This window comes from Massilia niabensis (genome assembly GCF_042655085.1).
Lineage (GTDB): Bacteria > Pseudomonadota > Gammaproteobacteria > Burkholderiales > Burkholderiaceae_D > Telluria > Telluria niabensis.
Genome location: NZ_JBHSMU010000015.1, coordinates 1099074 through 1113158, shown reverse-complemented (window position 1 = coordinate 1113158; position 14085 = coordinate 1099074). Strand labels below are relative to the sequence as shown.

The 14085-nt window shown below is 64.9% G+C and carries 13 protein-coding genes; 12 read left to right on the top strand and 1 reads right to left on the bottom strand.

The window, feature by feature from the left end:
- Positions 1-67 precede the first annotated feature (67 nt).
- Positions 68-2929, bottom strand: coding sequence for a 2-oxoglutarate dehydrogenase E1 component (locus tag ACFPN5_RS19355; protein ID WP_379785426.1), 2862 nt, complete (start codon positions 2927-2929; stop codon positions 68-70).
- A gap of 263 nt (positions 2930-3192) precedes the next feature.
- On the opposite strand from ACFPN5_RS19355, the gene ACFPN5_RS19350 reads away from it, so the two are divergent.
- From ACFPN5_RS19350 to ACFPN5_RS19295, 12 genes are all read left to right on the top strand, one after another.
- Complete coding sequence (locus tag ACFPN5_RS19350) at positions 3193-3873, top strand: PepSY-associated TM helix domain-containing protein (protein WP_379785425.1); 681 nt, start codon at positions 3193-3195, stop codon at positions 3871-3873.
- Positions 3874-3907: 34 nt separating this feature from the next.
- A complete protein-coding gene (locus ACFPN5_RS19345; protein ID WP_379785424.1) occupies positions 3908-4426 on the top strand; it encodes a DUF2271 domain-containing protein in 519 nt (172 codons plus the stop codon).
- 15 nt (positions 4427-4441) lie between these two features.
- Positions 4442-5272, top strand: coding sequence for a DUF4198 domain-containing protein (locus ACFPN5_RS19340; protein ID WP_379785423.1), 831 nt, complete (start codon positions 4442-4444; stop codon positions 5270-5272).
- Positions 5273-5316: 44 nt separating this feature from the next.
- The gene (locus tag ACFPN5_RS19335; protein ID WP_379785422.1) at positions 5317-6330 is read left to right on the top strand and encodes an FAD:protein FMN transferase; all 1014 of its coding nucleotides are present in this window, start codon (positions 5317-5319) and stop codon (positions 6328-6330) included.
- The gene (locus ACFPN5_RS19330) at positions 6330-7673 is read left to right on the top strand and encodes a sulfite reductase subunit alpha (RefSeq protein WP_379785744.1); all 1344 of its coding nucleotides are present in this window, start codon (positions 6330-6332) and stop codon (positions 7671-7673) included. Before ACFPN5_RS19335 ends, ACFPN5_RS19330 begins: the two co-directional genes overlap by 1 nt.
- A 96-nt stretch (positions 7674-7769) precedes the next feature.
- Positions 7770-8462, top strand: coding sequence for a hypothetical protein (locus ACFPN5_RS19325; protein WP_379785421.1), 693 nt, complete (start codon positions 7770-7772; stop codon positions 8460-8462).
- A 73-nt stretch (positions 8463-8535) separates the two neighbouring features.
- A complete protein-coding gene (locus ACFPN5_RS19320) occupies positions 8536-10086 on the top strand; it encodes an ATP-binding protein (RefSeq protein ID WP_379785420.1) in 1551 nt (516 codons plus the stop codon).
- Positions 10083-10739, top strand: coding sequence for a response regulator (locus ACFPN5_RS19315; RefSeq protein ID WP_379785419.1), 657 nt, complete (start codon positions 10083-10085; stop codon positions 10737-10739). Before ACFPN5_RS19320 ends, ACFPN5_RS19315 begins: the two co-directional genes overlap by 4 nt.
- Before the next feature lie 9 nt (positions 10740-10748).
- Positions 10749-11303: a class I SAM-dependent methyltransferase gene (locus ACFPN5_RS19310; protein WP_379785418.1), complete on the top strand. Its 555-nt coding sequence runs from the start codon at positions 10749-10751 to the stop codon at positions 11301-11303.
- 190 nt (positions 11304-11493) lie between these two features.
- On the top strand, positions 11494-11928 hold the full coding sequence (locus tag ACFPN5_RS19305) for a hypothetical protein (protein ID WP_379785417.1): 435 nt from the start codon (positions 11494-11496) through the stop codon (positions 11926-11928).
- Between the two features lie 79 nt (positions 11929-12007).
- Positions 12008-13405: an alpha/beta hydrolase family protein gene (locus tag ACFPN5_RS19300; protein WP_379785416.1), complete on the top strand. Its 1398-nt coding sequence runs from the start codon at positions 12008-12010 to the stop codon at positions 13403-13405.
- 94 nt (positions 13406-13499) lie between these two features.
- Positions 13500-13961 (top strand): DUF421 domain-containing protein, encoded by a 462-nt coding sequence (locus ACFPN5_RS19295; RefSeq protein ID WP_379785415.1) that lies wholly within the window; start codon positions 13500-13502, stop codon positions 13959-13961.
- The last annotated feature ends 124 nt before the right edge of the window (positions 13962-14085 follow it).

Sequence of the window (14085 nt, the reverse complement as noted above, 5' to 3'; positions counted from 1 at the left end):
AATTATTCTTTGGTCTTTGAAAAACGCCCGACCGCCGGGAGGGCTGGTCAGGCGTGGACGATGATGCTTATTTAGTCAGGATGAAACCCTTGAGCTTCGAGAACGCCGTATCGAGCAGCTCTTTCTGCTGCGCCACGTGCTTGTCGGAGTAACCGACAGCCGGTGCGGCCGATGCCGGACGTCCGGCGTATGCCAGGCGCTGACCTTCGTCCATGTTTTCGAAGATGTTGTGCTGGATCTGGAACCACGGACCCTGGTTTTGCGGCTCGTCCTGGGCCCACACGATCTCGGTGGCGTTGCTGAACTTCTTCAGCTCGGCCGCGAACGACTTGTGCGGGAACGGGTACATCTGCTCGACGCGGATGATCGCCACGTCCGAGACGCCACGGGTCTTGCGTGCGCCGACCAGGTCGTAATAGACCTTGCCCGAGCAGGCGATGACGCGCTTGACCTTCGACGCTTCGATCTTGTCGTCGGTTTCGCCGATGACGGTCTGGAAGGCGCCCTTGGCCAGGTCGGTCAGCGGCGAGCCGGCGTCCTTGTTGCGCAGCAGCGACTTCGGCGTGAAGATGACCAGCGGCTTGCGGAACTGGCGCACCATCTGGCGGCGCAGCAGGTGGAAGATCTGGGCGGCCGTGGTCGGCTGGACGACTTGCATGTTGTTGTCCGCGCACAGTTGCAGGAAGCGCTCGATGCGGCCCGACGAGTGTTCAGGGCCCTGGCCTTCGTAGCCGTGCGGCAGCATCATGGTCAGGCCCGAGGCACGGCCCCACTTCACTTCGCCGGACGCGATGAACTGGTCGATGACGACCTGGGCGCCGTTGACGAAGTCGCCGAACTGGGCTTCCCAGATGGTCAGCGTGTTCGGTTCGGCGGTCGAATAGCCGTACTCGAAACCGAGCACCGCTTCTTCCGACAGCACCGAGTCGATCACCGTGAACTGTGCCTGGGTTTCCGATACGTTGGCCAGCGGCAGGTAGATGCCCTGGTCCCAGCGCTCGCGGTTCTGGTCGTGCAGCACGGCGTGACGGTGCACGAAGGTGCCGCGGCCGGCGTCCTGGCCCGACAGGCGGATCGCATAGCCCGACGACAGCAGCGACGCGTAGGCCAGGTGTTCGCCCATGCCCCAGTCGAGGTTGACTTCGCCGCGGCCCATGGCGGCGCGGTCGGCCAGTACCTTGTCGACCAGCGAGTGCGGCTTGAAGTTTTCCGGCACGACGGTAATGCGTTCGGCCAGGCGCTTCAGTTCGGTCAGCGGCACGGCGGTATCGCAGGCGTCAGTCCACTTCTTGTTCAGGAACGGCGCCCAGTCGACGGCGTACTTGTTCTTGAAGTCGGTCAGCACCGGGTCGTTCGTGTGCTTGCCGGCGTCCATCGCGTCGCGGTAGGCGGCAACCAGCTTGTCGCCTTCATCGGCCGGGATGGTGCCCTGCGTCGCCAGCTTTTCCGCATACAGCTTGCGGGTGCCCGGGTGCTTGGCGATCTTCTTGTACATCAGCGGCTGGGTCAGCGCCGGGGTGTCCTGCTCGTTGTGGCCCAGTTTGCGGTAGCAGATGATGTCGACGACGACGTCCTTGCCGAATTCGACACGGTAGTCGAGCGCAATCTGGGTCGCCAGCACGACCGCTTCCGGGTCGTCGGCATTCACGTGGAAGACCGGTGCTTCGATCATCTTGACCACGTCCGAGCAGTACAGCGTCGAACGGGCGTCGCGCGGGTCGGAGGTGGTGAAGCCGATCTGGTTGTTGATGACGATGTGGACCGTGCCGCCCGTGCCGTAGCCGCGGGTCTGGGCCAGGTTCAGGGTTTCCATGACCACGCCCTGACCGGCGAATGCGGCGTCGCCGTGCACCAGGATCGGCAGCACTTCCTTGCCCTGGCGGTCGCCGCGGCGCTCCATGCGCGCCTTGACCGAACCCTCGACGACCGGGTTCACGATTTCCAGGTGCGATGGGTTGAAGGCCAGCGACAGGTGGACTGGGCCACCCGGGGTCGAGATGTCGCTCGAGAAGCCCTGGTGGTATTTGACGTCGCCCGATGGCAGGTCGTCGGCGTGCTTGCCTTCGAATTCTTCGAACAGTTCCGAAGGCGCCTTGCCCAGGGTGTTGACCAGCACGTTAAGGCGGCCGCGGTGGGCCATGCCGATGACGATTTCCTGCACGCCCTTTTCACCGGCGCGCTGGATGGTTTCGTCCATCGAGGCGATGAACGACTCGCCGCCTTCGAGCGAGAAGCGCTTGGCGCCGACGTATTTGGTGTGGAGGTAGCGTTCCAGGCCTTCGGCAGCGGTCAGGCGCTCGAGGATGTGGCGCTTTTTCTCGGCCGAGAAGGTCGGGGTCGAACGGATCGACTCGAGGCGCTCCTGGATCCAGCGCTTTTCGGTCGGGTCGCTGACGTACATGAATTCAGCGCCGAGCGAGCGGCAATAGGTGTCGCGCAGCATCTGCAGCAGGTCGCGCAGGGAGGTGCTTTCGCCACCGAAATAGGTGTTCGAGATGTTGAACTTGGTGTCGAGGTCGGCGTCGGTGAAGCCGTAGAACGATGGGTCCAGTTCCGGGATCGGCGGGCGCTCCTGGCGCTGCAGCGGATCGAGGTTGGCCCAGCGCGAGCCGAGGTAGCGGTAAGCGGCGACCAGCTGGGTCACGGCGACACGCTTGCGGCCCATTTCCGGGTCGGCTTCGGCGGTGGCGCTGACGATGCGGATCGGCCCCTGCTTGGCGCGCTCGGCGAACGAGGCGATGACCGACGAATGGATCACGTCGGGGCGGGCACTGCCGTCGACCGCAGGCACATGCTGCATGCTGTCGAAATAGGCGCGCCAGTTGTCCGGCACCGAGCCGGGATTGTTCAGGTAGGCTTCGTACAACTCTTCCACGTACGGCGCGTTACCGCCGAACAGGTACGAGTTCGCAAATTGTTGTTGCATCATTCTTGCTCACCTTTCTTCGCGCTTCGCGAGTTTGGCGGGTTGATTTAACCTTCCGCGACACGGCCTGACCGGTTAGCGGATCGCACGACTACTCAAGTTGTGGGGAAGGACAGTTATCGCAGGTCAAGGCTACCCTGAATCTCCGCAATAGCGGCAGGTATTGTAACGCAACATTCGGCACGCATAGACGCTGACCTGAATTTTGTTGACCGGCTAAATGATAATCGTTATCATTTGCATCGAATACTCAACAGGAAGCTTGCATGTCTGTCCAGAACCCGCCGGGTCCCTCTGTCGCATCGAACGTCGCGCCCGCTTCGGCCCTGCCCGGCGCGCGCCGCTCGCTCTGGCTCAAGACCTTGCACCAGTGGCATTGGATCAGCTCGGCAATCTGCCTGATGGCGATGTTGCTTTTTAGCATCACCGGCTTCACGCTCAACCATGCGGCGCAGATCGAGGCGAAGCCGCAGGTAACGCGCCAGAAGGCAACGGTACCGGCTGCGCTGCTTCCAGGCCTGCAATCCTATGCCGAGCAGCACGTCGACGGCGAAGCGCCGGTGCCGCCCCAGCTCGTCGAGTGGGCGAATGGAGCGTTTCCTGTGAACCTGCGCGGCCGCAGCGCCGAATGGAGCGAGGAAGACGCCTATATCGCCCTGCCCCGCCCCGGCGGCGACGCCTGGCTGCGGGTCGGCCTCGATGGCCGCGCCGAATACGAAGTGACCTCGCGCGGCGCCATTTCCTGGCTCAACGACCTGCACAAGGGGCGCAACACCGGGCCGGTCTGGAGCTGGTTCATCGACCTCTTCGCGCTCGCTTCCCTGGTGTTCTGCATCACCGGTTTTCTCATTATGAAAATTCACGCGGCCAACCGGCCGTCGACCTGGCCCGTGATCGGCTTTGGCATCGTGCTGCCGGCCGTGCTGGCGCTCTTATTTATTCACTGAACGTTTACCTATTAATACGATAACAAGGCACCGCATGAAACTGTCCCCCTCGCTTGCGCTTACCCTGCCGCTGACCCTGCTCTCGAGCGGCGCGGTGGCCGCCGACCTGTCGGTGAAGTTCGAACTGCCGCAGCTGAACGTGGCCGAATACCACAAGCCGTATGTGGCGATGTGGATCGAAAAAGCCGACGGCGGCATCGCCTCGACCCTGGCGGTGTTGTACGACATCAAGAAGAAAGACAACGCCGGCGAAAAATGGGTGAAGGACATGCGCACCTGGTGGAGGAAAGCAGGCCGCGAAGCCAAGCTGCCGATCGACGGCGTGTCGGGCGCCACCCGTGCCGCCGGCAGCCACACGCTCTCCTTCGGCCCGGCCCGCCATGGCATCGACAAGCTGCCGGCCGGCGATTACAAGCTCGTCGTCGAAGCGGCGCGCGAAGCGGGCGGACGCGAGCTGGTGCGCGTGCCGTTCACGCTGCCGGCCAAAGGCAAGGTCGCGGCGAACGCCAGCGGCAAGGAAGAACTGGGCGCGGTTTCCCTCCAAATCCAATAAGCGAAGGTCAATCCAATGCACACCTCTTTCATCAAGCACGGCGTACTGGCCCTGGTACTGGCCGCCACCGCCGGCGCGGCCAGCGCCCACCGTCCGTGGATGCTGCCGACCGCGACCATCATCGAGCACCAGGACGCCTGGGTGACGATCGACGGCGCCGTCTCGGAAGGCCTGTTCGACTTCGACCACATGCCCTTGCGCATGGACGGCCTGAGCATCACCGGCCCGGACGGCGCCGTGTCGGCGGCGCCCGCTTCGGTCATGGGCAAGCGCCGCGCGAGCGTCGACCTGCCGCTGCCGAAAGAAGGCACCTACCGCATCGCGCTCGTCAGCAACAACGTGATGGGCAGCTACAAGGTCGGCAACGAAGTCAAACGCTTCCGCAGCAGCGAAGCGAACTTCGCCAAGGAAGTGCCGGCCGGCGCGGCTGAGGTACGCAAGACCATCACCCACCAGCGCATCGAAACCTTCGTTACCGCCCACAAGACGAGCGAAGGCGCGTTGAAACCCAGCGGCGTTGGCCTGGAAATGGTGCCGCTGACGCACCCGAACGACCTGCGCGCCAACGAAACGGTGCGCGTGCGCTTCCTGCTCGACGGCAAGCCGCTGCCCAAGCTGCCGTTTTCCCTGGTGCCGGGCGGCGTGCGCTACCGCGGCGTGGCGAACGAAATCCGCCTCACCACCGATGCCAAGGGCGAGGCCAGCTTCAAGCTGCCGGCGGCCAACATGTACTGGATGAACGCGGCCTACCCGCCAAACCCGGGCAAGGGCCCGGCGCCCGACGACGGCCCGGCCGAAGTACGCCGCTACGCCTACACGGCCACGCTCGAAGCGCTGCCGGAATAAGTCATCCGCCACCTGGACGCGCCCATGCGCGCGTCCTTTCTTTTATGCGCAACGTCCTCGTCCCTGCCGATATCGATCCCACGCCGCCACCCGCTGGCAGCGTGCTGCTCGATGCCGCCGGTGCGACCATGGGCACGACCTGGTCGGCGCGCATGATGGTGCCTGCTGGCGTGCGCAGCAATCTCGGGGAACAAATGCAGCGCGAGCTCGACGGCATTGTCGGCGAGATGAGCCATTGGGACCCGGACTCGACCCTCGGGCGCTACAATCGCGCCCCCGCCGGCAGCTGGCATGCCCTGCCGCGGCGGTTCATGGAAGTCGTCGATTATGCAATGGCAGTCGCCACCGATACCGGCGGCGCCTATGACCCGTTCGCAGGTTCACTGGTGAACCTGTGGGGTTTCGGGCCGACCGGGCGCCATGACGAAGCCGGCTTCGAGCCGCCTTCGCCAGGCTCCGTGCAGGCCCTGATGGCCGCGCGTGCCCGGCAGCATCCCCGGCTCGACCGCAAAAGCGGCAAACTGCTGCAGCCGGGCAACCTTCAACTCGACCTGTCCTCGGTGGCCAAAGGCTATGCCGTCGACCGCCTGGCCTGGTGTCTGGAGCAGCACGGCGTGCGCCACTACGTCGTCGAGATCGGCGGCGAACTGCGCGGCGCCGGCATGAAGCCGGATGGCCAACCGTGGTGGGTCGAACTGGAAAGCGTGCCGGGTTTGGCAGCCGTGGCAACCGTGGCCGCCCTGCATGGCCTGGCGATCGCCACCTCGGGCGACTACCGGCGTCATTTTGCGTACAGCGGCACTCTCGGCGACACCCAGGCCTCGCACACGATCGACCCGCGCACCGGCTACCCGATCGCCAACGACGTGGCCTCCTGCACCGTCCTGCACCCGCGCTGTATGGCGGGCGACGCCCTCTCCACCGCCATCACCGTGCTGGGCAGGGAGGCAGGCCTCGCCTTTGCCGAGGAACGCAAGCTGGCCGCCCGCCTACTGCTGCGGCGCGCTGGCGGACTCGAAGAATTCACGACAAGCGCGTACCGCGCCCTGCTGCAATGATGACGATCGACCCTGTGCGCTGGGGCAGCGCCCTCGCCCTCGTGCTGGCCTGGGGCGGCATGTGCGCGGCCATGCTGCGTAAATCCAAGGCTGTGGCCACGACTGGCGAGGCCGACTGGCTGGTCGTCTACGCCAGCCAGACCGGCAACGCCGAATACCTGGCCCAGCAGACGGCCGCCACCTTGTCCACCGGCGGCCTGTCGGCACGGGCGGTGTGCATCTCCTCGCTCGACGCCGGGGCGCTGGGCACAGCCACGCGCGCCCTCTTCATTGCCAGCACCTATGGCGAAGGCGACTCGCCCGATACGGCGGCCCGTTTTGCCGGCGTGACCATGGCCGGCAACGCCGACCTGTCGCCACTGCACTATGGCGTGCTGGCGCTGGGCGACAGCAGCTATAAAAATTACTGCGGCTTCGGCCGCGCGCTCGACGGCTGGCTGCGCGCACGCGGCGCCACGCCCCTGTTCGAGCGCATCGACGTCGACCGCGGCAACCCCGACGCCATATCCGCCTGGCAGCACCAGCTCAGCCACCTGGCCGGCACCAGCGACGCACCCGACTGGGAAGCCCCGGCCTATGGCGACTGGCGCATCGTCGACCGTAGCCTGCTCAACCCCGGCAGCGCCGGCGAGCCTTTGTTCCGCATCGTCCTGCAGCCAGTCGACAGCACCCTGCCGGATTGGGAAGCTGGCGACCTGGTGCAGGTCAGCGCGCCTGCCGATCCTGCGCTGCCGCGCGAGTATTCGATCGCATCGGTACCGCTGGAAGGCGGCATCGTGCTGTTCGTGCGGCTGCAGCGGCATGCCGACGGCGGCACCGGGGCGGCATCCGGCTGGCTGTGCCAGGGCGCGGCAGCGGGAGCGGAAGCGGATGATGTTGTCGCCTTGCGTATGCGCCCGCATGCCCGTTTCCGGCTCGGCGAGAATGCCGCGCGCCCGCTGATCCTGATCGGCAACGGCACCGGCCTGGCTGGCCTGCGGGCCCACCTGAAAGCGCGCATCGATGCCGGCGTGCATGACAATTGGCTGGTGTTCGGCGAACGTAATGCCGAGCACGATTTTCTCTGCCGCAATGAGATGGAAGGCTGGCTCCAAACCGCCAGGCTGGCGCGGCTGGACCTTGCCTTTTCGCGCGATGGTGGCGACCTGCGCTATGTGCAGCATGTACTGGCGCAGCATGGCGAGCAATTGCGCGCATGGGTCGCGCGCGGCGCGGCTATCTACGTGTGCGGCAGTTTGCAGGGTATGGCCTCAGGCGTGCACGAGGTACTCGCCACGGCCCTGGGCGTTAATGCGCTCGACGAATTGGCGGCGACGGGCCGTTATCGGCGCGACGTGTATTGATGCTTCCTTGCGCCACCATTAAATGGGTTTTCCAAGCAAAAAATAATATGTCCTGGTGTTTCCCATTCATGCGAAATTCACCACGAGGACATAACCATGCACCGTTTTGCACAATCCGCCATCGTCCTGCTGGCCCTGACAACCCCGCTCGCGCATGCCGCTACCAGCCAGTCGTTACCGGCTCCCGGGTTGGCGGGCCATTATTACTTGCAGGGTGAGCGGGAGGTCGGCTCGAAGATGATGCTGAACAAATCGGGCAATTTTCACTGGATGCTTTCCTACGGCGCCATTGACCTGGCAGCCCAGGGCACCTGGCATGCAAAGGGCAAGCGCGTCGTACTCAAGCCCGCGCCGCGGCAGCCGGGAAAATTCAGGCTGTTCGACGACAGCGAACTCAATCTGCGCAAGACGCCCGCCTCCGGCACCTGGGTCGCCATCGTTGGCATTCCCATGGAAGGACCGGTCGCCGACGTGGAGGTACGTTTCGAAAGCAAAGCCGGGAAAACGGCCACCGCGGTCAGCAAAGCGAATGGGGATGCGATCGTGACCATGCCGGAGGGCGAGGAATGGGTACGAAGCGGATTACGCCGGGCAGGAACAAAGGATAAATGGGTGTGGATCGATGTACCCGCCGAGCGCGCAAATGCGCGCATTGCGGGATTCGCGGTCACGAATCTGAGGGAAATCCAGCCGCCGCCATTCAAATCGCTCACCTTAATCCAGCACAAAGGCAACTTGGTCATCGATGACAAATCCTTCGGCATTCGCGGAAGGTACGAAAGGCATTAATAGGACGCAGTAAAGAAGAAATGCATGCTTTCTTCGCCTAGAATGATGTGCCCCAACTCATTCCTGGCCTGCCTTGAAAATATCGATCGGTCTTCGCCTGTTTGCTTCCGTCCTGCTCGCCATCCTGGCGGTGACGGCGAGCGCGGTATTTCTGCTGCGCCAAAATGTGCTGGAAAGCTTCAGCGATTACGCGGTACAGATCGAGCTCGACAGGCTGGAGGAAGTGGGCACCGATCTCGCGCGGCGCCATGCCCGTCACGGCGGCTGGGGTTTCATACCGGGCACTGACAAGCGTGCGTGGATCGCGGCGGAGCTGGCCCGGCTGCAGGGCGAGCGCGAAGCGCGCGCGCATGCGCCGCCTCCCCCGCCCGCAGCCGCGCCCCAGGCAGTGCAGCCCGCTTCCGCGGCCGGGGTTGTTCCAGCCGTCCCTGCGCTGCCGGCAGCGGCGGCGCCGCCCGCGCCACCCGCGCCGCCGGCGCCACCCCTGCCGCCCTTGCCGCCGCCATCGCTGGCAGGAACCAGTCCGGATGAGGCGCCCAGCCTCCAGCAGCGGGTGACCCTGTTCGATGCGGGCGGCGCCTGGCTCGCCGGCTCGCAGCCGGGCGCCCTGCCGCTGGCGCGCCGCGCCATCGTGGCCGACGGCCGCACCGTCGGTTACCTGGCCGTGGCGCGCACCGCACGGCCGACCGATGCGCTGGCCTATGCATTTCTCCAGCAGCTGCGGGCCAGCCTGTGGCCGATCGCCGCCGCCGGCGTCATCCTGAGCGCCCTCGCCGCGACGCTGCTGGCAGCGCATTTCCGGCGTCCGATCGGGCGCCTGGCCGCCGGCGCGCGCGCGCTTGCCAAAGGCCGTTTCGAGACGCGCCTGCCGCAGGACCGCAGCGACGAGCTGGGCGAACTGGCGGGCCACTTCAACATGCTGGCCGAACGACTTGCGAGCCTGGAGTCTGCACGCCGCCAGTGGGTGGCCGATACCTCGCACGAATTGCGTACGCCGCTGGCGGTGCTGCGCGCCCAGCTCGAAGCGGTGCAGGACGGCGTGCGCAGGCCGGACGCCGCCCACTTCGAGGCGATGCTGCGCCAGGTGCTGGCCCTGAATAAACTGATCGATGAACTGTATGCGCTGGCGCGGGCAGATGTGGGCGCCCTCGACCTGCAACCCGAGCCCCTCGACCTGTGGCTGCTCGCCGCGCAGGAGGCGCAGGCCTTCGGCGAGCGCCTGGCAGGCGCCGGGCTGGCGCTGGAAGTCGCGGCTGCGCCTCTGCGCGCCCGCGTCACCGCCGACCCGGACCGCATGCGCCAGGTGCTGCGCAACCTGTTCGAAAACAGCCTGCGCTATACCTCGGCCGGGGGCCGGGTCGCCCTGTCCGCGCAGATCGATGCCGATTGGCTGCATCTGACGATCGACGACAGCGCGCCCGGCGTGCCCGATGCCGCCCTGGCGCGCCTGGGCGAGCGTTTCTACCGTGTCGAGGCCTCGCGCAGCCGGGCCGGCGGCGGCGCCGGGCTGGGACTGGCCCTGTGCCTGAGGCTGGTCGAGGCTCAAGGCGGGCGGCTGACCTTCACGCATTCGCCGCTGGGTGGACTGCGCGCCACGCTCTCGTTTACACTGGACAAGCCATGAGCGCCGCCATCTTCATCGTCGAGGACGAACCGGAACTGGCGGCTTTGATGGCCGACTATGTCCGCGCCGCCGGCTTCGAGCCGGCCGTGTTCGGCGATGGTGCGCAGGCGCTGGCCGCGATTCGCGCCGAGGTGCCGGCCCTGATCGTGCTCGACCTGATGCTTCCCGGAATGGACGGCCTGGCGCTGTGCCGCGCCGTGCGTGCCTTTTCCGAGGTGCCGATCGTGATGGTGACGGCGCGGGTCGAGGAAATCGACCGCCTGCTGGGCCTGGACAGCGGCGCCGACGACTACCTCTGCAAACCGTTCAGCCCGCGCGAACTGGTAGCCCGCATCAGGGCCATCCTGCGCCGCGCGGGCGTGACCCCATCGCCGGTCGCCATCGACGGCGCGAGCCGGCGCGCGGCGGTGCACGGCCGGCCGCTCGATCTCACGCCGACCGAGTTCGACCTGTTGGCGGCGCTGGCGCGCCGGCCAGGGCTGGTGTTTTCGCGTGCCCAATTGCTGGAACTGGTACGCCATGACAATCTGGACGCGACCGACCGCGCCATCGACAGCCACATCAAGAACCTGCGCCGCAAGATCGACGCCGTGGCGCCGGGGCTTGAACCGATCCACTCGATTTACGGCGTCGGCTACCGCTTCGACATGTAAGGGTGCCGAATGGACCAAGCGACGTCTGATTTCTACGATTACTACGCCTCAGATGGCGCGATTCGAACAGAAGCGCCGCAGAGTGCTATCCCCAGGTATTTCGAACTTGCTTTTAAAGAGGGCAGTAAGATCCAGGATGTTGGCTCCGGCTCTCGCCGGGACCTGGCCGTATTATGCAAAAGAGGTTTTGATGCCTACGGCATCGAACCTAACGAGTCAATGCGAGCATTTGCTTTGCAAAACCACCTGGAGCTGGCTGCCCGCTTGCGGCCTGGTTCCTTACCTATAACAGGTGCCCCATTCGGCGGACATTTCGATGGTGTCGTATGCAGGGCAGTAATGATGCACTGTTTTCGAGAATGGGAACCAGTTGTGTTCGACATTCCGGAAGATATAGCCGCGTTACTCAGTCATCGCGAGCAAGCCAGGACGGAAAAAAACTGGGCGAGAGCTGACGCTATAAGGAAAACCTTGAACGGACTTGGCTGGAGCGTCGAAGACACCAAGGAGGGGCAAACAATAACGAGGATCAGCGTGGATCCGGACGCTAGTCGGAATGCGTGATCACGGCCTTGACAGTGAACGCAGGTAGCTTCAGGCGCTCCTGACCCCGTCGACACCTGACGTTCACCTGTGTATCGACATCGTGTGCATGTCCTCGTAGCCCTTCCATCGCCTCCATTTTTCCTCCACATTCGGCATGCACGATGGCTCTGTTGGCGCCATCCCGTGCGCCGAACCGAAGGAGAAAACCATGCGCCCACGTTCCCTCATCCTCGTCGCCCTCTTCTGCGCTGCCGGCGCCAGTGAAGCCACAGCCCGCATCGACTGCCAACGGGCGCACGGCGGACCCTGCGCCACGCCGCCCGCGCCGCCCGCGCCACCCGCTTCGCCTGCCCCTCCGGCGCCGCCGGGCGCGCACGACATGCAGCACGCGGTGGCGCCACTCCCGCCCATGCCCGCCGCGCCACCCGCGCCCGCCATGCCCGCCATGCCGCCGGCCCCGCCAGCGCCGCCAGCACCGCCGCCCCTGCCCGACATTCCGGAGAAAGCGCACGCAGCCTGTGCCGGCAAGCTCGCCGGCAGTCCTGTCACCATCACCCTGGGGCCTGGCGAGACGATGAGCGGCCACTGCGAACGCGAGGGCGGCAGGATGGCGTTCCAGCTGCGCAGCTATCGGCACCTCTGAGCGTATCCACGCGCCGCCGTAACGCAAGCCCGTGCATACGCCGGCGTCACCTTTCACTCATATCCTCTGGATCCCATTGATGAAATCTATTTTTTCGCATGTCATATGCCTTGCAGTCCTGCTTGCCCTACAACCGCTTGCAGAAGCCGGCCCCGTGAAAGACCACGCGGGACGTTGGCTGGGTGACTTGAAAACCCCTGGCGGCCGAACACTCAGGCTTGGGGCAGAACTGTTCACCCGCGCCGATGGTTCAGCCTGGGCAAGCGTTGCCTCGCCTGACCAGGACGCTATCGACATACCGGTTACCAGTATTGAAGAGAATGGCGACACGATCGAGCTCACACTGCCATTCGCTGCGCTGACGCTCACATGGGCGAAAGATCACTTCAAAGGGGTGTGGAAACAGGGTGAGGCTCCCTTGGCGTTTGAATTGAGAAAGGTCGGGGACTTTCCAATGAAAGTACGACCGCAGACCCCGAAAGCGCCATTCCCATATAAAAACGAAGCGCTGGCCATTTCAACCGCCGATGGCGTCACCCTCGGCGCAACCCTGTCCATACCCCACGGTGTCACGCGTCCGAACGTGGTCGTCCTGGTAGCGGGGAGCGGTCCCGCCACTCGCGACGGGCATGGAGACGCACATCGGCCGTTTGCCGTGCTGGCGGACCACCTCGCCCGCCGGGGTATCGCAGTCTTACGTTACGACAAGCGTGGCGTTGCGCGTTCGACGGGCAACTTCGAGAAACACACACTGGCGGACCTGATCGACGACCTGGACGGGGTAGTCCGGACCTTGAAGGCACGCAATGAATTCAATCATCTCGGCCTGGTGGGGCACAGTGAAGGATCGCCAATCGCTGCGGCAGTCGCGGCCCGGCATCCGGAATCGGTCGGCTTCGTCGTATCGCTGGCCGGCGTGGGCCTGCCCGGGCTGGATGCGCTGGTTCTGCAGGACTGGATTTGGGCAAAGGACCGCGGCGCCAGTCCCGCAGAAGCGGACTGGGCGATGGCTTACGCACGGAAGTTTTACGAGGTGGTGCTTGCACACACCGAGCCCGGAGCGAGGGTTGCGGCATTGAAGGCGCTGTACGACGGACTGAGGCCCGCGGAACAGGATCGCATACGGAAACTTGAAATGAACCAGGGCACGCTTTCACTGGCTTGGGCGCAAAAGCCATTCTTGCGTGCGTCCCTGCAGGCCGATCCATCCGCGGACTGGCGCGCCGTCCGCTGTCCGGTCCTGGCACTGAACGGCGCCCTGGACCATCAGGTACCTGCCAAAGAAAACCTGAGGGGGATTGTCGCTGCCTTGAACGCGGGCGGGAACCGCCGGGTCGAATCCGACATCCTGCCGTCGCTGAATCACGCGTTCCAGACCGCGGTCACCGGTCGCGAAGACGAATACGGCAAGATCGACGAAACGCTGTCGCCCGTCGCTCTGGAGCGTATTGTGCAGTTCGCGCAGCAACAACGCTGAATGCACCAGTGGGTGGCCAAGACGCACCGAACCGGGCGGCACCGACTTGGCAAACTGATTAGAATCGGCTCATCAGCTTGCGATCGGGGTGGCAATGTTCGAGATGGATCTGGCCTGGTGGGAATTCGTTGTACGCGGGGCAGTCGTTTACCTGGCGCTGCTGGTGATGGTGCGCGTGTCGGGCCGGCGCACGCTCGGCCAGTTCACGCCCTTCGACCTGCTGGTCGTCATGCTGCTGTCCGAGGCGGTCTCGAATTCGCTGTCCGGAGGTGACGATTCCCTCAGCGGCGGCCTGATCGTTGCAGGCACGCTGATCTGCCTGAACGGCCTGGGAGCCCTGTTGTCAGCCCACAGCAGGCGCATGTCGGTCATCTTCGATGGGACAGCCGTGCTCATCGGACGCAACGGCGAATTCTTCGACAAGGTCGTGAAACGCTGCCGCATTGCGAAAGCCGACCTTGAACAGGCACTGCGCGCAGCCGACTGCGCTCGCGAGGACATGGCGTGCGCGTTCCTTGAGGCCGACGGCGAGATCACGATCCAGAAGAAGAAGTAAATCTCTGCCGCCGTTCAACTTCTTATAGTACAGATTTCTCAGCGGCTTCTGCCCAGCCGTATCGTGTGTTTCCCCTCCTCCTGACGTGCTAAGTTTTTCAGCAGCGCCACGCCGTGGCGCGCAT